Origin of the sequence: Mesorhizobium sp. AA23 (assembly GCF_001672435.1) — a bacterium.
Lineage (GTDB): Bacteria > Pseudomonadota > Alphaproteobacteria > Rhizobiales > Rhizobiaceae > Mesorhizobium.
Genome location: NZ_LYTP01000001.1, coordinates 99,367 through 119,135 on the forward strand (window position 1 = coordinate 99,367; position 19,769 = coordinate 119,135).

Below are 19,769 nucleotides of genomic sequence, written 5' to 3' on the forward strand. Positions count from 1 at the left end.
CGGCATCAGCCGGTCCCGAACCATTCGATGGCCGGGCGGGTGATCATCAGCCATAGGATAGCGGCGACCGCGCCGAAAGCCGGAAAGCCGAAGATGAACCAGAGCCGGAAAAGCCGATGATAGCGCGGCGGAAGCAGCTGGCCGGCTTTCGCCGCCGCCAGGGCAAGATCGCGCATCTCCATCTGCATCCAAACCACGGGAAGCCAAAAAACACCGGTCACGACGTAGAGAAGGATCGACAGCGCGATCCAGCCGTCCCAGAGCGAATAGCCGACGAGCCAGGCAAGCGCGACGCCGGTGATCGGTTGCGCCACAACTGCCGTTGCCGTGAACAGGAAATCGGCGATCACGACAATGCGCGCGACCGCGGCCACGGTAGCCGGGTTGCCGGTCCGGTGTGCAAGCAGCATGAAGAAGGCGATGCCAGCGCCCGTCCCCAGCAGGACCGCCGCGCCCACGATATGGAGATATTTGAGACCGAAGTAGAGCATCAGCGCTCCTCCAGGATCGCCAATGCGACGAAGTGCAGAAGAACGATCGGCAGGATCTTCATCAGCGGGCCGAGCGGTTCATTCCACAGATCGGGCCGCAGGAGCGTGCCGGCCAATGCATAAAAAACGCATACGCCGATCGCTCCCCAGAGCCCAACGCGCGCGGTTTTGCGAAGCGCGATGAGAAGGCCGATGACCAGGTCGGCCAGCGCGCCGGCGATGACCAACGGCACCGCCAGCGCGCTCACCGCGGTACCGATCAGGAGTTGGACGCCGCTCTGCCATCCGGTTGTCAAGGATATGATTCCGGTCATGATCCAGAAGAACGGCAGCACCGTGAAGATCGCGGGTTTGATGAAGTAGAGGCCGGCAAACCACCTGTCCTGCACCGTGGCTGGGTTTGCGGCGAGTGCTGTCGGGAGACCTCGCGGCTCGATCCCGGTTAGCGCCTTCCAGGGTCCGGGATCACCGGTTGCTCCCCGGCTGATCTCAAGGGCGGCGTTGGTGCGCATGGGAGGGCGCCATCCCAGCACACTGACGGCGTCACCCAGCCGATAAAGTAGACGCGCCGCCCATCTCGGGAGAGCCAGGACGCGAGCCTCGTCCCATCCAAGCCACCTGCGGTAATGCGCGACTACCTCCTCCATGGCGAAGGCGTCCGGACCAGCAAGGTCGAGAGCGATCCGTGACGGGCTGTCAGCGCTGAGGAAAAACGCCACCGTTTCGACCACGTCCTCAAGTTGAACCACCTGCAGACGGCCGGAGCCGGGCATGAAGGGCAGCAGAGGAAGCGCGGCAAGGCCGCGAAACAGGGCGCTCGCTCCAAAAACGGGGCGGCCCAGAACGACGGAGGGTCTCAGCACGACCCAATCCAAGTCGAGCGTCATCAAGGCCTCCTCGCCGGCATATTTGCTGGCGGAGAAGGCCGAGGGTTGCTCACGATCGACGCCGATAGCGGAAAAGTGGATGACCCGGCGCACCCCGGCTTGCTGGCAGGCACGAAACAGCGCCGCTGCGCCCAATGCATGAACCCCTGTCGTATTTTCGCTGGCGCTGTCCTGCAGAACACCGGCACAATTCACCACCACGTCAACGCCTTGAAGAGCACTGCCCCAGTTCTCGGGGGCGAGCGCCTTCGCCATATCGATAGCGACCGTTCCCGCCTCCCCCGCCCGGCTTGATCGGCGTCGTGAGGCCCGCACGACCTCGTGCCCTGACGCGACCAAACGCGCGCACACCGCTGTGCCGATGAGACCGTTCGATCCCGTTACGAGAACCTTCATTGCCGATGTCCCGCCGGACAAGACAGCGCGGCGGGCCGAAGGGTCGGATCGTTCCGCAGAACGCGCCGCCCGGTCACCGGCTTCTCCTCTCGGCTTGCTGGTCGAACGCCTCGATGGCGGCGCGTTCCATCTCTCTCAGTGATCTCGAAAGCGTCAGGCCCCAAACGACATGAGCTGCAATCATCAGCATGTTTCTCCTGATGGGGTGGCGGTGCGCCGGGGTCAGAATGCGGGCGGCGGGAATCCAACCGAGATAGCTCAGCGCCCAGATGCATAAGCCGTAGGCGATCCCGCTCCCTCGAGTGGTGGGCAGCAGGGCAAACAAAGCACCGGTGAGACCGCCAAACCCGAAATGCGCAAGCAGAGTTCTTGAACGTGCTTCGCGCTCGTCAACAGCTGGAAAAGTGCGGTCGACGATCTCGCGAGGCGGAAGCGGATAGCGCTCGTCGTCGGGCAGGACTGCGTGCAGGCGCCTCATCGTTGCTGTCATCGCCATGGTCGCCGCGACGCCTGCCACAGCCCCAAGCAACGCCTTATCGAGCGGCCGCATTGCTCACCGTCTCTTCTCCATTGGGATCGAAAGACGACCTTTGCGTCCAGCCTGACGTCGACGCTTCAGGCCAGAGGCAAGAATCACCGCCGTCGTCCTCGACCCTCACTTCGCTTTAAAACCTCCATCAACCCGGCAAGCCGGTCAGGGAGCCACCTCTCGGTCCGAAACAGCGGAAGTGCACGCAGATGGCGCCTCATTATCTCACTGGAAAACTGGCGCCTCAGTAGCTGCGCAACCTGCTCATTATTATGTCTTCCATGTCCAACCATTTTCGTGACCGCAATCGGTTCGGTCACCAAACCGGCAAGACTTGCAGTTTGTTCCTGGACAGCTGAGCTCTTCTGCCGGCTCCATTATGCTAAGTGCTCGTCGTCCTGTTCTGAGGTTGGCCATCCGTGTTTTCGCCGAATTGCACCCGACGACGGGCGCCGATATTGGAGCACGACCGGGGCGGGTCGCACCAAGAATGGTGACATGGGCGGCGCCGCCAACATCCAGAAGGCGCCGGCGCGGGCAGCAGCCGCCACTCGCAGAACCAGGTAATCCTATTGGCCGCGAAGCAAGCTCTCGAAAGCTTCCTCGAACAGCCTGGCCATCTCGGCATAGCCGTCGTCGGACGGATGCAGGCCGTCGCCGCAATCGAAGGCGGCGAGCAGCCTCGACGGGTTGGCGGGATCGGCCAGCGCGCGCTCGAAATCGACGACGGCATCGGCTTCGCCCGATGTCCTGATCCAGGCGTTCACCGCCTCGCGGTCGCGCTCCTTGGTCGGAGAGTAGAAAGTTCTGAGCGGCTGGCCTTCGAAGGCGCCACCGAAGGGCGGCAGCGTGCCAAGCAGCACCTTGATGCCGTTGAGGAGGGCGCGTGCGATCAATTGCCGGTAAGCCGCGATCAGGCTTTCGACGGCGACGGCCTCCTGACGGCCGGCGAGCATGGTTTCCGGCCAGCCGATGTCGTTGATGCCTTCCAGCACCGAGACCCACCGGACGTTGGGAAAACCCAGAACGTCGCGGTCGAAGCGGGCGAGCGCGTTGGCGCCGCGGGCGCGGCTGGCAAGCACGCGGTTGCCGCCGATCCCCTGGTTGAGGACGCCGATGCCTGACAGCCGGCCGCTTTTCGCAAACCGCTCCGCCAGCCGGTCCGGCCAGCGCGCATTGCCGTCGACGGTCGAGCCGAAGCCGTCGGTGATGGAATCGCCGAGACAAACCAGAGAGCCACTGTCAGGCCCGCTCTCGACCAGCACGGCGCTGAGGAAATAGCGGCTGGTCGAGGTCTGCTGCACCGGCAGTTCGGCTGCGTCGGCGAAGTCGCCGATTTCGGAGATGTAGGCGGTCTGCTGCGCCTCGTAGTGATAGGTCTCGATCGGCGCGAAATCGGGGAAATAGAGGCGATCGCGATCTGCCCGAGATCGGCAACCGATAGGTCCACAACATCGCCGAGCAGCGGCGCGCCGGGCGCCAGATGGGTCTGCCGTTCGCCGCCGAACGTCACCTGCCGGATGCTGCCGGCCTCGATCGCGCCGTCTTTCGCGGCAAGCGCGACGGTCGCGGCGCCGATCCGAATCGGCGAGCCGCCATATTCGTTGGACAGCCTCAATCGCAACCTCTCACCGCCGGTGCTGACGCGCACGACTTGGCGTACCGTCTGCCGGTGGAAGCCATAGAGCACGGCGTCTCCCGGCCAGACGTTCATCGGGCTTGCGCTCCAGGTTCCGATCCAGTGCTTCATTCTCTCCATCCCTTCGGTTTCGCCGCGCGGCCCTCGCCAACACAGATAACCGCGGCTTGCGGCCCGAGCTACCGGTTGCGCTTTCCGCGACACATAGATTTTTGACTCCGAATGCAACGCGCCGGAGGTCGAGCATGTTGTAGCGCATTCGTAATCGCGGCCTCGGCTTTCACTAGCGGAATCAAAAAAGTACTAACACCCGACCCGGAACGTGGTGGCTGGCCGGATAGCGCGCGCCTAGCCTGATCAGATCGTCCGGGGGAGGAAACGTTCCGGGGGATGTTTGGGGCTGAGTGCCCCGCCGGGCGGGCTTGGTGGAAAGCTCTACCGGCAAAGATTCCAACCATTTCAGGGAGCGAGACATGGGTTGCGAGACCAAGAGCTTAACATTGAACCGCCGCGCGCTTTTGCAGGGCGCGGCAGCCACTGCCGGCGGCCTGTTGCTGGCGGGCGGCGAGCGCGCCGCGGCGCAAGGCACGACCTCCAAGGTTGTGGCTTGGGAGACCGGCTATCTCGGCTTCTTCTTCTTCGTCGTGCTGCAGGAGGCGCTGAAGCGCAAGGTCGAAGGCCTCGGCCTGGAATTCGTCGGCAAGGACGCCAATGGCGATGCCAACGCGCAGGTCAACGACTGGAACAGCCTGCTCTTGCAGAAGCCGCGCTACCTCATTTCCGACGCGCTGGATTCGGAGCTGCTCATCCCACTGAGCAAGAAGGCGAAGTCGCTCGGCGTGCCGCTCGGCATGGTCGACACCGTGCTTACCGGCGGAGAAGTAGCCGCTTCGGTGACCTTCGACAACAAGCAGTCGGGCGTCATGGCGGCGGAGAAGACCGCCGAGCTGCTCACCAAGAAGCACGGCTCGCCGAAGGGCAGCGTGCTCAACAATTACGGCTCGCTGACCGCCGTGGCGCTGCGCGATCGCAAAGACGGTTTCGAGGACACGCTTAAGAGCAAATATCCCGACATCGAGATCATCTCGCGGCCGCAGAACAACCAGCATGAGCAGGCGCTCGCCGTGGTCTCGGCGACGCTGCGCGAGCGGCCGGACCTCGACGCCATCCACATGCCGACCGACATCTTCGTCGTTGATGCCCGCAAGGCACTCGAAACGCAGAAACGGCTGTTTCCGGTCGGCCATGAGAAGCACATCATCCTGACCAGCATCGATGCCTCGCCGAATGCGCTGGAATGGGTGAAGGCCGGCGAGATCGACGCCGACATCGCACAGGACCCGATCGCCTATGTCGAGATCGTCGTCGACCTGTTGGAAGAGTACACGCTGAAGGGCAAGCCGGTTCCGACCGGACCTTACGAAAACAAGAAGTATTTTTGGGAGAAGGGCACGATCGCCGACAGCCCGTCCGGCCCGCTGCTCACCATCCCGCCCTACTTCCTCACCAAGGAAAATGCCGACGACCCGCGCCACTGGGCCAATGTCGTGACCCAGGTGTGGAAGATGCAGCAGAACGCCGGCTGAGATCGCAGCCGACGAGGCGGGTGAGAACGCGCCCATCGCGTTCTCACCTCATTTCGAGATTGCCGGTTATCCCAATGGTCAACGCCGACGGCACAATCGTGCCCGATAGCCTTGCGCAGGGCGGTGCCAACGCTGTTCTGACCGTCGACAATGTCTTCAAGCGCTTCGGCCCGCTTGCGGTGTTGGACGGCGTCTCGCTGAGCGTGTCGCGGGGCGCGATCCATGGCCTGCTCGGCAAGAACGGCGCTGGCAAATCGACGCTGTCCAACATCATCGCCGGGCTGTTGCGTCTCGACAGTGGCACCATCCTGTTGAATGGGGAGGACGTGTCGGCTCTGCCGTTGACGGCGCGCAGGAAGCGCGGGCTCCACCTTCTGTCGCAGCATTCGGAGATCTTCGAAGACCTCTCGATCGGCGAAAATCTTCTGCTGCCGGATCTGCCGAGACGCTACGGCTTGACCGACTGGTCCGCGCTCCGCCGCCTGGCGGTGCGCCAGCTCGAAAGCCACGGCATGCCGGTCGATCCGAGGCGGCGCGCCGGCGACCTCGGCGCCAGCGACAGGCGCAGGCTCGCCATCATCAAGGCGGTCGCGGCCGAAGCCTCGCTGATCATCCTCGACGAGCCGACCGCAGGCCTTGCGGCGGCCGAGCGGCTGCATCTGCTGGAATGGGTCGAGAGCCTCACCCAACGCGGCACGTCTTTCATCTACATCTCGCACCACAACGACGAGGTGCGCCAGCTCTGTTCGGAATACACGGTGCTGCGCGACGGCAAGGTGACCGCCAGCGGCAAAGCGGCGGAGCTTTCGGCCGAGGCCATGGCGCGCGTCATCACCGGCGCCGACGTCGCCGAATTCCACCGCGCCCGCAAGGATCATGGCGCGGCCATCGAGCTCAGCGGGCTATCCTTTTCCGGCGGCGGCCCGGTCGATCTTGCGATCGGCCACGGCGAGATCGTCGGCCTCGTCGGCCTGCTCGGCGAAGGGCCGCAGGAATTGATGCGGGCGCTGGGCGGCCTGCTGCCCATCGAGGCCGGTGCCGTCCTGATCGATGGCCGGGAAGCGCGTCTCGGCTCGCCGGGGCAGAGCCTCGGCTCGGGCATTGCCTACCTCACCCATGACCGCATCGGCGAAGGCCTGGTCGGCTCGATGTCGGTGACCGAGAACCTCAACCTCGGCAATTGGCCGCTATCGCTCGGCTGGCTGGTGAGCGGCGCCGGCATGAACCGCCGCATGCGCGAGGCGCGCGGCGCCATGGAGATCGTCATGGGCAGCAGCGCCCAGGAGATCGGCGAGTTGTCTGGCGGCAACCAGCAGAAGGTGCTGCTTGGCCGGCTGCTGGAACGCAAGCCGAGATTGCTTCTGCTCGACGAACCGACCGTCGGCGTCGATGTCGCCGCCAAGGAGCAGATCCACCGCCTGATCGACGATGCGACGAAGGAGGGCGTTAGCGTGCTTCTGCTCGCGCAGGACCCGGAAGAGATGCAGCGCCTCGTCGACCGCGTGGTGATCTTCTCCAAGGGTCGAATCGCGCGAATGCTGCGCGGCGCCGAGATCACCATCGATGCGATCGCCGAAGCGAGAGCGGCGCGATGACAGGGGTAGTATCAGACATGACCAGCAAGAAATTCCTTCTCGACAATGTGGTCTGGATCCTGATCATCGTGTTCAGCATCCTCGCCGGCTTGCTCAATCCCTACTTCCTTTCGGAAGGCAATCTGCAGAACGTGCTGGTGCAGGCGACCACGCTGGGCGTGCTGGTGCTGGCGGTCTCCTTCACGCTTCTGATCGGCGAGATCGATCTCTCGGTGGTCGGCAATCTGGTCTTCTCGAGCATGGTCGGCGCCTATGCCATGCAGCAGTTCGGCGTCCACTGGACGCTGGCCGTGCTCATCACCATCGTTGCCGGGGTGCTCGTCGGTCTGCTCAACGGCTACTTCGTCGCCTATTTGCGCATGAATTCGCTGATCGTGACGCTGGCCATGGGGCTTTTTCTGCAAGGCGCGGTGCTCGGCGCCACCCAGGCCCGCACCATGGTGGTGACCGATGAAGGCTACAGCTACATAGGCAGCGCCACCATCGGCAGCTGGCCGGTAATGCCGATCGCCCTTTTCGTCGCCTATCTCCTGGCGCATGTCGTGCTTGCTTATTCGGCCTGGGGTCGCAACCTCTATGCCACCGGCGGCAACCGCCGGGCGGCGAATGCCGCAGGCATCAACGTCAAGCGCGCGAGGCTTGGCGCCTTCAGCGCTTCCGGCTTCCTCGCTGGAGTGGCCGGCTTCCTCTACACCTCCTATCTCGGCGGCGTCAGCGTGACCGTCGGCAGCACGACGCTGCTCTATGCCGTGGCAGCACCCGTCATCGGCGGCGTTTCGCTGTTCGGCGGCCGCGGCCGCGTCATCGGCATGCTCGGCGGCACGCTGCTCATCACCGTCATCCAGACCGGCCTGCAGCTCATCAACGTCTCGGCCTATTACATTCAGATGATCGGCGGCGCGATGATCCTGCTTGCGATCGCCGTCGATGCCTTCCGCATAAGGAGCGAGGAACGCGGCGTCGTTTGAGGCGCCGCTCAGCGGCGTGGAGGCTCAGAATAGTCAAAAAAGTACCAACGGAGTGACGCGAACATGGTGGCGAAGATCTTGTCGGCTCGGTAGCTTGGCTGACATGAGGCCGAAACCGGACGGCGCGTCGTAGAGGGGACGCGCCTTGGCTTCAATACGGGAGGAGCAGCGATGAAACCCGATCTTGAAGTTGTGCAGATCAGGCCGGGCGAGTCTTTCACTGCCTGGTCGCACGGTTACCCGTTCCGCACGGTGCGCTGGCATTTCCATCCGGAATACGAACTGCATCTCATCGTCGCCACCCGCGGCCGCTATTTCGTCGGCGACTTCATCGGCGAGTTCGAGCCGGGCAATCTGGTGCTGACCGGCCCCAACCTGCCGCACAACTGGGTGAGCGATGTGCCGAAGGACGCGACGGTGCCGCTGCGCTGCCGCATCATCCAGTTCAATGAAGGCTTTATCGACGGCGCCATCAATACCTTCCCCGAGCTCGCGGCGCTGACGCCGGTGCTCGAAGCCTCGCGCCGCGGCGTGCTGTTCAGCCGCCAGACCAGCAAGCAGCTTGGCCCGCTGATGGAAGAGATCATGAATTCGCAAGGCGTGCGCCGCATCGAGCTGTTCCTGATGATAATGGGTCTGCTCAGCCGCGCCGAAGGCGCGCGCATGCTGGCCAGCGCGAGCTACCTGCCCGATCCGTCGGGGTATATGTCGGCCGGCATCAACAAGGCGCTTGCCTATCTGCGCGAGAACCTGACCCAGCCCTTCAGCGAGACGGACCTAGCCGCCATCGCCGGCCAGTCGCCCAGTGTGTTCTCCCGCTCCTTCCGCCAGCACACCGGTATGACGCTGGTTCAGTATGTGAAGCGGCTGCGCATCAACCTGGCCTGCCAGATGCTGATGAGCGACGAGCAGGCTTCGATCACCAGCATCTGCTTCGAGGTCGGCTACAACACCCTTTCCAACTTCAACCGGCAGTTTCTCGCCGAAAAGGGCATGACGCCCTCGCATTTCCGGCGGCTGACACTGCACAACATCAACCTTGCGAAAGCGGCCTAGCCAGCCGGCACGACAAGCAGCGGCGTCGAATTGGCATGGGCAAACGTGCGCGGCAAGGCAAAGCTTTGCCTGCGCCGCTAGCCGAAACGGCAACACCGATAGGGAACGAAGGTGACATCACCGTCCGCGACCTTGTCATCCTGCCGCAAAGCAATGACCTATAGCAACCGAACGGATCGGGCGAAGGATCTGAAGTCATGAGCAGTCATTTCATCGGCATCGACATCGGCACCGGCAGTGCCCGCGCGGGCGTCTTCGACGAAGCGGGCGCCATGCTTGCGTCAGCCAAGGCCGACATCGCCACCTGGCATGCCGAAGGCCATATCGTCGAGCAATCGAGTAAAGACATCTGGCGCGCCGTTGCTACGACCGTCCGCGAGGCGGTGTCGCTTGCCGGCATCTCGGCGCAGTCGGTGCATGGCATCGGCTTCGACGCCACCTGCTCGCTTGTCGTTCTAGGGCCGGGTGGCGAGCCGCTGACGGTCAGCCCGTCAGGGGATCCCGAGCGCAACATCATCGTCTGGATGGACCACCGCGCCACCGAGCAGGCGCGCAGGATCAACGGCACCGGCGAGGACGTGCTGCGCTATGTCGGCGGCACCATCTCGCCCGAGATGGAAACCCCGAAGCTCTTATGGCTCGCCGAGAACATGCCGCGGACCTTCGCCGCGGCATGGCAGTTCATGGATCTCGCCGATTTCCTCACCTGGCGCGCCACCGGCAGCCTGGCGCGCTCGACCTGCACGGTGACTTGCAAATGGACCTATCTCGCGCATGAGGCACGCTGGGATGATGGCTATTTTCGCAAGGTCGGGCTCGGCGCGCTCGCGGATGAGGAATTTGCCCGGATCGGCACCGAGGTCGTGGCGCCGGGGAGCGCGCTCCCCAACGGCTTGACGAGCGAGGCGGCGGCCGAGCTTGGCCTTTTGCCCGGAACGCCGGTCGCCGCCGGCATGATCGATGCGCATGCCGGCGGCATCGGCTCGGTCGGCGCGCGCGGCGGCGCCGGCGATGTGACCACGCGTATGGCCTATGTCTTCGGCACTTCGGCCTGCACCATGACGACGACCGAGCAGGCGGCTTTCGTGCCGGGCGTGTGGGGGCCCTATTTCTCTGCCATGGTGCCGGGGCTGTGGCTGAACGAAGGCGGCCAGTCGGCCGCAGGCGCCGCCATCGATCGCCTGGTCGGCATGCACCCCGCCGCCGTCGAGCTGGCCGGGATCGCGGCGCGAGGCGGCCAGAACCTCAGCCAGTGGCTGGCGCAGGAGGCGGAGCGGCATGGCGGTGCGGCGAAGGCGGACAGACTGGTCGGCGGCCTGCATGTCGTTCCCGAATTTCTAGGCAATCGTGCCCCCTTGGCCAATCCCGACGCGCGCGGACTGATCGCCGGCTTGGACATGGCGACCGGGGCCGACAGTCTCGTCGCGCTCTATGTCGCCGGCCTCTGCGGCCTCGGCTATGGCGCCCGCCAGATCCTGGCGGCCATGCATGGCCGCGGCATCAAGATCGACGCGATCGCCATCAGCGGCGGCGCAGGGCAGAGCCCGCTCGTGCGGCAGCTCATCGCCGACTCCACCGGCAAGGTGGTCTACGCGCCAACGTCCCCCGAGCCGGTGCTGCTCGGCTCAGCGATGCTCGGCGCCGTGGCCGCCGGGCGCCACTCCGGCCTTCGCGCGGCCATGGCGGCGATGTCCGAGGTGGGCGAGGTCTATTCGCCGAACGCCGCGCTCGCTGCCTGCCACGACGGGCGCTTTGCCGCGTTCGAACGCCTGCAGGCTGCTGCGCTGTCAGTTTTGGCTGTGTGAGATATCCAGCCGTCGCCCGCCAACATTCACCGTCACTTGCCCTCTTGGGCCGGAACCATCGCCGGGCGGAGGGGTTGTGTCGTCAGACTTCGATACATGGAAGGAAAGACGATGCGGACATTGACGATGATGCTCGCTCTTTCGACCCTTGCCCTGGCGCAGTCGGTCTCGGCTCAACACGCCGATCCGCAATCGCCCCAGGTTCTGCCCCCGGCTGAACAACCTCGGCTCGACCAGGTGCAACCCGATCCGCCAAGTTCCGGCCAGACCGTTACCAACGTCGTGGTGGTGGCGATGGAGGACCTGCCCGCGGAGATCAAGGTCCAGGCCGAAGCCGTGGTCACCAGGACAACCGCCACGGACCTGGCCAAGCTGCAGAAATCGATCGATGCCTCGCCCGAGGCGGTATCGGTGCTGCATGCGAACGGGCTGAATTCCTCGCAGGTCGTCGCGGCCAACATCGACGGCGACGGCACGCTGACGCTGATCATCCAGACCACGACATGATCAGCGGCGCCGCGGGCGGTTGACCCGACTGCAGCGGCCAAACAAAATGAGAGTCCGCGAAGAGGCCGCCATGGCCGAAACCGCAATTCGCAACTTCACGCTCAACTTCGGACCGCAGCACCCGTCGGCGCATGGTGTGCTCAGGCTGGTGCTGGAACTCGACGGCGAGATCGTCGACCGCGCCGATCCGCATATCGGCCTGCTCCACCGCGGCACCGAGAAGCTGATCGAATACAAGAACTATCTGCAGGCCCTGCCCTATTTCGACCGGCTCGACTATGTGGCGCCGATGAACCAGGAGCATGCCTTCTGCCTCGCCGCCGAGAAGCTGCTCGAAATATCGGTTCCCCGGCGCGGACAGCTTATCCGCGTCCTGTTTTGCGAGATCGGCCGGCTGTTGTCGCACCTGCTCAACGTCACCACGCAGGCGATGGATATTGGCGCGCTGACGCCGCCGCTCTGGGGCTTCGCCGAGCGGGAGAAGCTGATGGTCTTTTATGAGCGCGCGTCGGGCGCGCGCATGCATGCCAACTATTTCAGGGTCGGCGGCGTGCATCAGGATCTGCCGGGAGAGTTGCTCGACGACATCTGGAATTTCTGTGATCCGTTCCTGGGAACTTTGAGCAATCTCGATGAACTCCTGACCGAAAACCGTATCTTCAAGCAGCGCAATGTCGACGTCGGCGTGATCGGACAGGACGATGCCTGGGCCTGGGGTTTCTCCGGCCCGATGGTGCGCGGCTCGGGCGCGGCCTGGGATTTGCGCAAGGCGCAACCCTATGAATGCTATCCCGAAATGGATTTCGACATTCCGGTCGGCAAGCACGGCGACTGCTACGACCGCTATCTCGTGCGCATGGAGGAGATGCGGCAGTCGGTTAGGATCATGAGGCAATGTCTGGAGAAGCTGCGCTTGCCCGACGGGCACGGCCCGGTCGCCGTACCGAACCAGAAGATCACGCCGCCGCCGCGCGCCACCATGAAGCGTTCCATGGAGGCGACGATCCACCATTTCAAGCTCTACACCGAAGGCCATCATGTGCCGCAGGGCGAGGTCTACGCCGCGGTGGAGGCGCCCAAAGGCGAATTCGGCGTCTATCTTGTCTCTGACGGCAGCAATGTTCCGTACCGCTGCAAGATACGTGCGCCGTCTTTCGCCCACCTTCAGGCGATGGACTTCCTGTCGCGCGGGCACATGATCGCCGATGTCGCGGCCATCATCGGATCGCTGGATATCGTGTTCGGAGAGATCGATCGCTGAGTGGAGGTGCGGCGCGGGCAGCCCTAAGAGCAAATTCCAGACACAGTCCCAAACTTCCCGCGGGGAATTGCATCAACAGCAGAATGAGCGAAAGCAAAAAGATAGAGCGGTTCGACGTTCTCGCAAAACGGTGAATCGCTCTAGCTACCGACGGCTGGGGACAACTCCCCTCCGTCTCCGATAAGGATTGAACTTGCCGCGGTTCTTCGAACCGCGGCAGTCGTCTTAGTGCATGAACACCGATCTCAGCCAGGCAAGAATGCCCGAGCCTGGAGAGATGGCCGCGCGAACGCGGGACGCCGCCCAGCGTGCCGGCAGATTGGCGCCGACATGGCAATGGCAGACGACCTCGTGCAGTTGCCAGTCGCTGAGTTCGAAGAAGCGCTTTGCTTCGCCGTAGGTGTCGTCCTTCAGGCCCTGAGCACGAAAGATCGGGTCTTCGAAGGCGACAGTAATCGGCGATCCGGTGGAACGCATCTTTTCGCGCACGTCGGGTGTGGCGTATTCGGTGCCCGCAAGCGCCATAAGGCGCCGGCCGGGATCCTGCTCGAGAAGTTGCGCCCAGCGTTCGAGGCGTTGGCCACGACTGGCGATGAGAACCGCTGCTTCAGCATGAACGTCGGCAACGGCATTGAGTTGGTCTACGGTTTGGTGCTTCAAGGCCGCCTCCTATGTCGGCAGATGATCACCCGCCCCGCAAACGGAACTAAGGCGCTGCATGGCGCCGGCAAGGGCGAAATGGGCGACGGGAAATCATTTGATCGTCATTCGTGTCCGACCCCGCCGAAGCGCGGCGGGATCGCTGTGGAACCATCCCCGGTCGAGGCCGTTCTGCCATGCGTCAGCCGCCGGTGATCAGGTGTCGATGAAGCGTCGGATGAGGCGGCTCTACCCATCATGTTCTGGTCGGGCAGATACCGGTTGCCCAAACCGCATCTCGCGGACTGCTCTGCCAGCGCAACGAGGGACCACCTTATGGCTATTCTCCCCACTCCCGACCCCACGCCAACGCCGGTCCCCACGCCGCCGCCGTTTCCCGACCCAAAACCGATGCGCGAACCAGATCCGGAGAGGCTGCCGGACGAGGAACCCGTTCCCAATCCGGATGAGAACGACGTGCCTCCCAAGCACTCGGGTGCGCTCGGTGCAGGGCCACGAGGCCATATCGGTGCGGGACATCATCGATGAGGCCGACCTCGGCCGCTCGGCTGATTGGCCACACGTCGGCCGGTCGCGCCGCCCCGCATTGTAAAGCGGATTGAACGATTCAAAGCACCAAGCCGGCGTCTATTCAAACCGCGCCGGCGTCCAGGCTCCTCCGGCCGCGTTCGACTCCACTGCCGCCGCCAGGAACTTCACACCACGAGCGCCGTCGACGACGTCCGGCACCTGCGCCGCGCGCGCAACATCGACCGCAGCGCCCGCTCGATGCGCGCGGATGATGTCGGCGGCATCGCGGTAGAAATTGGCGAAGGCCTCGATATAGCCCTCGGGATGCGCCGCCGGCATGCGCGAGACGCGCCGGGCTTCCGTCGTCGAGCCGTGGCCGCCGCGCACCAGCGTGCGTGCCTCCTCGCCATACGGCGCGAAGCGCAGTTCCTCCGGCCGCGTGCCCGACCATTCGAGCCCGGCCCGGTCGCCATAGATGCGCACCGAGAGATCGTTGTAGTGGCCGGGCGAAGTCTGGCTGGCGAGGATGGTGCCGCGCGCCCCGCCGGTCCAGCGCACGAGGACATGCGCGTTGTCGTCGAGGCGACGACCTGGCACGGCGGTGAAAAGGTCCGCCGATACGGCGTCAGCCTCGAAGCCGGAGATGAAGCTCGCCAGGTTGAAGGCGTGCACGCCGATGTCGGCAAGCACCGCCGATTGCCCGGCGCGCGCAGGGTCGGTGCGCCATTCGGCCTGCTTCTGGCCTTGCGCGTCGATCGGCTGCGTCAGCCAGTCCTGGATGTAGGCACCGTGCACGGACAGGATGCGGCCGAGTTCGCCCGCTGCCACCATTTCGCGCGCCTGCCGCGCCATGGCGTAACCGGTGTTGTTCAATGTGACGAGGAAGCGGCGCTTCTTGGCTTTCGTCAGCGCCACCAACGCCTCAGCCTCGGCAAGCGTTGTCGACAGCGGCTTGTCGCAGATGACGTCGATGCCGGCTTCTAGGAAAGCAGTGGCGATCGGCGCATGCAGATGGTTGGGCGTGACGATGACCACCGCCTCGATGCCGTCCGTCCGCGCCGCTTCGGCCTTTGCCATCGCATGGTAGTCGTCATAGCTGCGCTCCGGCGCGATGCCGATCTCAGCGGCCGATGCCGCGGCGTTCTCGGCATCCGAGGACAGCGCACCCGCCACCAGCGCGATCTGGTCGTCGAGCCGCATGGCCAACCGATGAACCGCGCCGATGAAGGCGTTGCGACCGCGGCCGACCATGCCGACCGTCAGGCGCCTGCGGAAGGTTCCGTCAGCGGTTGCGCGTAGACCATGGTTCGGGTCCTCCCGAATGCCGTCCAGCACAGGGACTATAGGAGGCGCCTCGCCAATTTCGAACAGCCTTTCCAAATTTTGTTTTGTAAAACGATCGTGCCGCACTAGCCTTATGCGAGACTGGTGGAGGAGAGTTCGAATGGTGAAGCGTCGCATGGCTACCTGCCGGCTTGTCGAGGCCATGGAAGCAAGACAATCGCTTCAGGTTTTGAATTCTCCCCTTTTTCCAACCGTCGGCGACTCGCGATCTTCACCGCAAGTTCGGGTCGCCTCACGTACAACAGCTCAAATCCGGCCCATCTTATGAGCGGCGCACGAACCTCACCCGGCGAGAGCGTTCCCCGTAAACGCGGCCGTTCGCTGGCGGCACTTGGCTACACGAAACCACAAACCTATGAGGAGCTGCGCGCGGTGCTCTCTTCCGGCACCGTGCATTTCCCGAAAAGGATGCGCCAGGTCGCCATCTTCCTATGGCAGCATCCGAGCGACGTTGCGCTCGGCACCATCGCTCAGGTGGCGGCGCAGGCAGGCGTGCAGCCCTCGACGCTGGTACGCTTCGCGCAGATCTTCGGCTATGCCGGCTTTTCCGACTTCCAGGGCCTGTTCAAGGACCATTTGAAAGGCTCCTGGCCGGAAGGACGCACGCGCGACAACAAGGAACCGGCAGCAGCCGAACCCCACGCCGACTTGCATTTCCTCAACGGCATGGTCGGCGCCTCGCAGGCTTCTCTCAACCGCATCGGCAATGGTTTCGACACCGACAGCTTCGAGAAGATGGCCGACCTGCTGGCGGGAGCCGAGCTGATCTACGTGATCGGCAGCAAGCGCGCTTTCCCGGTCACCACCTATCTGTCGCTGACGCTGTCGCAGCAGGGCGTGCGCAACGTCTTGGTCGACAATGTCGGCTCGACCGCGCTCGATCAGGTCGGCTGCATACGCCAGTGCGACGCGGTGCTCGCCGTTTCCTTCAGCCCTTACAACTCGATCACGCCAGACCTGGTCGCCCTCGCCCATGATCGCGGAGCACGCATCGTCGCCATCACCGACAGCACCTTCTCACCGCTGGCGAAACTCTCCCACACCTGGCTGGAAGTGGTGGAACAGGACTTCGCAGGCTTCCGCTCGCTCGCCGCTTCGCTCGCCGTCGGCATGGCTTTGGTCCACGGCGTCGTCGCGCGGCGGACAGGTTGATCGGCGCAGTTGACTGCAAGGAACTGTCGTTCCATATTCGAGAAAATAGAAACTTTGTTCCGGGAGGAGGAATGGAGGTTCGGCTCGACGGCAAGGTCTTGTTGATCACCGGTTCGACCCAAGGCATCGGCCGCGCGATTGCCTGGACGGCCGCCCGTTCCGGCGCCGAAGGTTTGCTGATCACCGGCCGCAACCGGCAGCGCGGCGACGCGGTCGCGGCGGAACTGTCGGCGATCGGGGCGCCGTCCGCTTTCCTGGCAGCCGACCTCGGCGACCCGGAGACTCCGGCCCTGCTCGCCGCCGCATGCACCGAGCGCTTCGGCCGCATCGACGGGCTGGTCAATGCAGGGGCTCTGACCGACCGGGCCTCCTTCGTCGATGCCGGCCTCGACGACTGGACATCATTGTTCGCCGTCAATGCGCGTGCGCCTTTCTTCCTGATGCAGGCGGCGATCGCCGACATGAAAAAGCGCGGACAAGGCGGCGCCATCGTAAACATCCTGTCGATCAATGCGCATTGCGGCGCGCCGGACCTCGCCGTCTATTCCGCCACCAAGGGCGCTCTGGCGACGCTGACCAAGAATGCCGCCAACGCGCACCGCTTCGATCGCATCCGCGTCAACGGCATCAATGTCGGCTGGACCGACACGCCCGCCGAACGCGTCATGCAGGCCGAAACGCTCGGCCACGGCCCGGGCTGGCTAGACGCGGCCAATGCCGCGCAGCCCTTCGGCCGGCTACTCTCCGTTGCCGACGTAGCGAACCTCGCCGTCTTCCTGCTTTCCGACGCGGCCGGGCCGATGACCGGCGCGCTGATCGACCAGGAGCAATGGGTGATCGGAGCGAACCGGTGAGCATCTCACCCTCCGCCAATCTCGGCCCCGCCCTGCTCGGCGTTGTGCCGCCTGAAGTCCGCAGACCGGCTTACGCTCGCTCGGCGCTGCAGCCGGGCATTGCCCATATCGGCGTCGGCGCCTTTCACCGCTGCCACCAGGCTGAATACACCGATGACCTCCTGGCGGACGATTTCGACCGCTGGGGACTGGTCGGCATCAACATCCGGCCTCCCGTGCTCGCCGCGACGCTCGGCCGGCAGGACGGCCTCTATACGCGGCTCATCCGTCAGAACAACGAGATCGAGGCCCGCGTCATCGGCAGCATCGTCCGTGTGGTCGACAGCCAGCACAGCGCCGCGCCCGCACTCGAGGTGCTCGCCTCGCCCGATATCGAGATGGTCACGATGACGGTGACCGAAAAGGGCTATTGCCACATCCCGTCGAGCGGCGCGCTCGACCTAGACCATCCCGACATTGTCCACGACCTCGCCAACCCCGAGGCCCCGCGCAGCGTGCCCGGCATCCTGGCACGAGCGCTTGAGCTGCGCATGGGCTCGCATGGCCGCCCGGTGACGCTGCTTTCCTGCGACAACATCCCGGCCAACGGCACTATCCTCGGCAATGTCGTGCAGACATTCGCCGAGCGGCGCGGCAACGGCTTGGCGGACTGGATCGCCGCCAATATCGCCTTCCCCTCGGCCATGGTCGACCGCATCGCGCCGGCAACGACCGAGGCCGATATCGAGACGGTCGAGCAGCGCTTCGGCTATCGCGACAGCGCCGTCGTCGTCGGCGAGCGCTTTCGGCAATGGGTGATCGAGAACCGCTTCGCCGGCCGCGTGCCGCGCTGGGACCGCATCGGCGCCGCTTTCGTAGACGACGTCACGCCGTTCGAGCATCTCAAGATGCGGGTGCTGAACGGCGCCCAGACGACGCTCAGCTATCTTGGCGTTTTGGGCGGCTTCGAGCACACATCGGACGCCATGGCCGACCCGTTGCTTGCCACCTTCGTCCGCCGCATGCTGACGGAAGAGACGCTGCCGACGCTGATGCCCGTGCCCGGCATCTCGCCGTCGGCCTATGTCGAGCAAAGCCTTTCGCGCCTCGCCAACACGGCGATCCGCCACCGCAATCACCAGATTGCTACCGACGGCTCGCAGAAGATCGTCCAGCGCCTGCTCAACCCGGTCAGTGATCGCCTGGCTAAGGGCCAAAGCATCGCGCTGCTGTCGGTTCCGGTCGCGGGCTGGATGGCCTATCTGATCAAGGCATCGTCGCGCTTCGGCCGCGCCTGGCAGGTGTCCGATCCTTTTGCCGAAAAGATTGCGGCCATCGCCGATCGCGTTGGTTCGGACAGCAGGGCCCTTGCCAATGCAATCCTTGCCGTCGAAGCCATCTTCCATCCGTCACTTGCCGCCAGCGACATGTTCCATGCAAATGTCGTCACCAGCCTCGATGGTTTGCTGTCAGATGATCCGATGGCCTTTGTCAGACATGTGTGCGCTGATCCAACAGATGCACGGTTGAAGCAACCAGCACGATCTGCATAGTACGAAGCGGGAGGCATCATGAAGCTTGGACTGCTCACGGCACCATTTCCGGATACTGCCCTCGGCGATGTCGCCGACTGGGCGAACTCGGCCGGCTTCGAAGCGCTCGAGATCGCCTGCTGGCCGAAGACTTCGGGCGCCAGCCGCCGCTATGCCGGCACCAGCCATATCGACGCCGCCGGCACCTCCCCCGCGCAAGCCAAGGACATTGCCGCCGAGCTCGCCGGCAAGGGCCTGACGATCTCCGGTCTCGGTTTCTATCCCAATCCGTTGCATCCCGATCAGGCGCATCGCGATGCGGTGATCGATCACCTGAAGAAGGTGATCGTGCTGGCAAGCCGAATGGGTGTCTCGCTCGTCAACACCTTCTGCGGCGGCGACGCCTCGAAGACTGTCGACGACAACTGGCAGGCCGCGCAGAAAATCTGGCCCGCGATCATCGCCTACGCGCGCGAGCACGGCGTCAAGCTCGCCTTCGAGAACTGCCCGATGATCTTCAGCTATGACGAATGGCCGGGCGGACACAACATCGCCTATTCGCCCTATGTCTGGCGCCGGATTCTCGAGGCCTGGGGCGGCGACGTCGGCATGAATTTCGACCCCTCGCATCTCGTCTGGCAGATGATCGACAAGGAACGCTTCATCCGCGAGTTCGGCCCGCACATGCTGCATGTGCATGCCAAGGACCTGATGATCGATCATGATGGTTTGTATGAGCGCGGGATCCTTTCCGCAGGCATAGGCTGGCAGGTGCCACGCATGCCGGGGCTTGGCGACATCAACTGGAGCAGCATCTTTTCGGGCCTTTACCGGGCCGGATATGACGGGCCGGTGGTCATCGAGCATGAGGACCGCCGGTTCGAGGGAAGCGACGAGAAGGTCAAGCGCGGTTTTCTGCTGGCTCGCGACGTGCTGCGCCCCTTCGTCAAATGAGGGGCAAACGGCTAGGGCTTCGATCGCTTCGGAGCCCAGGAACTGAAATCAATGTGGAGGAGTA

At 64.3% G+C, this 19,769-nt stretch carries 17 protein-coding genes; 11 read left to right on the forward strand and 6 right to left on the reverse strand.

The window, feature by feature from the left end; translation table 11 throughout:
- Positions 1 to 5: 5 nt before the first annotated feature.
- From A9K66_RS00445 to A9K66_RS00460, 4 genes are all read right to left on the reverse strand, one after another.
- Entirely contained in the window at positions 6 to 491 is a 486-nt protein-coding gene (locus A9K66_RS00445) for a DUF2269 family protein (protein WP_067318772.1), read from the reverse strand.
- A complete protein-coding gene (locus tag A9K66_RS00450) occupies positions 491 to 1,774 on the reverse strand; it encodes an SDR family oxidoreductase (protein WP_067318774.1) in 1,284 nt (427 codons plus the stop codon). The genes A9K66_RS00445 and A9K66_RS00450 overlap by 1 nt, the downstream gene beginning before the upstream one ends.
- Before the next feature lie 73 nt (positions 1,775 to 1,847).
- Positions 1,848 to 2,324, reverse strand: coding sequence for a hypothetical protein (locus A9K66_RS00455; protein ID WP_067318776.1), 477 nt, complete (start codon positions 2,322 to 2,324; stop codon positions 1,848 to 1,850).
- 548 nt (positions 2,325 to 2,872) lie between these two features.
- Positions 2,873 to 3,607 (reverse strand): SGNH/GDSL hydrolase family protein, encoded by a 735-nt coding sequence (locus A9K66_RS00460; protein WP_067318778.1) that lies wholly within the window; start codon positions 3,605 to 3,607, stop codon positions 2,873 to 2,875.
- Between the two features lie 808 nt (positions 3,608 to 4,415).
- On the opposite strand from A9K66_RS00460, the gene A9K66_RS00470 reads away from it, so the two are divergent.
- The 7 genes from A9K66_RS00470 to A9K66_RS00500 all read left to right on the forward strand — a co-directional run bounded on the left by A9K66_RS00470 (position 4,416) and on the right by A9K66_RS00500 (position 12,720).
- Positions 4,416 to 5,528: a sugar ABC transporter substrate-binding protein gene (locus A9K66_RS00470; protein ID WP_067318782.1), complete on the forward strand. Its 1,113-nt coding sequence runs from the start codon at positions 4,416 to 4,418 to the stop codon at positions 5,526 to 5,528.
- Positions 5,529 to 5,602: 74 nt separating this feature from the next.
- Positions 5,603 to 7,123, forward strand: coding sequence for a sugar ABC transporter ATP-binding protein (locus A9K66_RS00475; RefSeq protein WP_067318784.1), 1,521 nt, complete (start codon positions 5,603 to 5,605; stop codon positions 7,121 to 7,123).
- A 17-nt stretch (positions 7,124 to 7,140) separates the two neighbouring features.
- Positions 7,141 to 8,091 carry an ABC transporter permease gene (locus tag A9K66_RS00480; RefSeq protein WP_197507427.1) on the forward strand — a complete coding sequence of 317 codons (951 nt, stop codon included), beginning with the start codon at positions 7,141 to 7,143 and terminating at the stop codon, positions 8,089 to 8,091.
- Positions 8,092 to 8,262: 171 nt separating this feature from the next.
- Positions 8,263 to 9,147 carry an AraC family transcriptional regulator gene (locus tag A9K66_RS00485; RefSeq protein WP_067318788.1) on the forward strand — a complete coding sequence of 295 codons (885 nt, stop codon included), beginning with the start codon at positions 8,263 to 8,265 and terminating at the stop codon, positions 9,145 to 9,147.
- A 197-nt stretch (positions 9,148 to 9,344) separates the two neighbouring features.
- On the forward strand, positions 9,345 to 10,952 hold the full coding sequence (locus A9K66_RS00490) for an FGGY-family carbohydrate kinase (RefSeq protein ID WP_067318790.1): 1,608 nt from the start codon (positions 9,345 to 9,347) through the stop codon (positions 10,950 to 10,952).
- A gap of 111 nt (positions 10,953 to 11,063) precedes the next feature.
- Positions 11,064 to 11,459, forward strand: coding sequence for a hypothetical protein (locus tag A9K66_RS00495; RefSeq protein WP_067319606.1), 396 nt, complete (start codon positions 11,064 to 11,066; stop codon positions 11,457 to 11,459).
- Between the two features lie 70 nt (positions 11,460 to 11,529).
- On the forward strand, positions 11,530 to 12,720 hold the full coding sequence (locus A9K66_RS00500; protein ID WP_067004196.1) for an NADH-quinone oxidoreductase subunit D: 1,191 nt from the start codon (positions 11,530 to 11,532) through the stop codon (positions 12,718 to 12,720).
- A gap of 225 nt (positions 12,721 to 12,945) precedes the next feature.
- Here the strand turns inward: A9K66_RS00500 and A9K66_RS00505 are convergent, their stop codons facing one another.
- Entirely contained in the window at positions 12,946 to 13,380 is a 435-nt protein-coding gene (locus A9K66_RS00505) for a hypothetical protein (RefSeq protein WP_067003930.1), read from the reverse strand.
- Between the two features lie 627 nt (positions 13,381 to 14,007).
- Positions 14,008 to 15,141, reverse strand: coding sequence for a Gfo/Idh/MocA family oxidoreductase (locus A9K66_RS00510; protein WP_067319609.1), 1,134 nt, complete (start codon positions 15,139 to 15,141; stop codon positions 14,008 to 14,010).
- A 357-nt stretch (positions 15,142 to 15,498) separates the two neighbouring features.
- Here A9K66_RS00510 and A9K66_RS00515 point away from each other — a divergent pair, with 357 nt between their 5' ends.
- The 4 genes from A9K66_RS00515 to A9K66_RS00530 all read left to right on the forward strand — a co-directional run bounded on the left by A9K66_RS00515 (position 15,499) and on the right by A9K66_RS00530 (position 19,705).
- The gene (locus A9K66_RS00515) at positions 15,499 to 16,386 is read left to right on the forward strand and encodes a MurR/RpiR family transcriptional regulator (protein WP_067318792.1); all 888 of its coding nucleotides are present in this window, start codon (positions 15,499 to 15,501) and stop codon (positions 16,384 to 16,386) included.
- 71 nt (positions 16,387 to 16,457) lie between these two features.
- Entirely contained in the window at positions 16,458 to 17,240 is a 783-nt protein-coding gene (locus tag A9K66_RS00520) for an SDR family oxidoreductase (protein WP_067318794.1), read from the forward strand.
- Positions 17,237 to 18,772 (forward strand): mannitol dehydrogenase family protein, encoded by a 1,536-nt coding sequence (locus A9K66_RS00525; protein ID WP_245307339.1) that lies wholly within the window; start codon positions 17,237 to 17,239, stop codon positions 18,770 to 18,772. The genes A9K66_RS00520 and A9K66_RS00525 overlap by 4 nt, the downstream gene beginning before the upstream one ends.
- Before the next feature lie 18 nt (positions 18,773 to 18,790).
- The gene (locus tag A9K66_RS00530) at positions 18,791 to 19,705 is read left to right on the forward strand and encodes a sugar phosphate isomerase/epimerase (RefSeq protein WP_067318798.1); all 915 of its coding nucleotides are present in this window, start codon (positions 18,791 to 18,793) and stop codon (positions 19,703 to 19,705) included.
- The last annotated feature ends 64 nt before the right edge of the window (positions 19,706 to 19,769 follow it).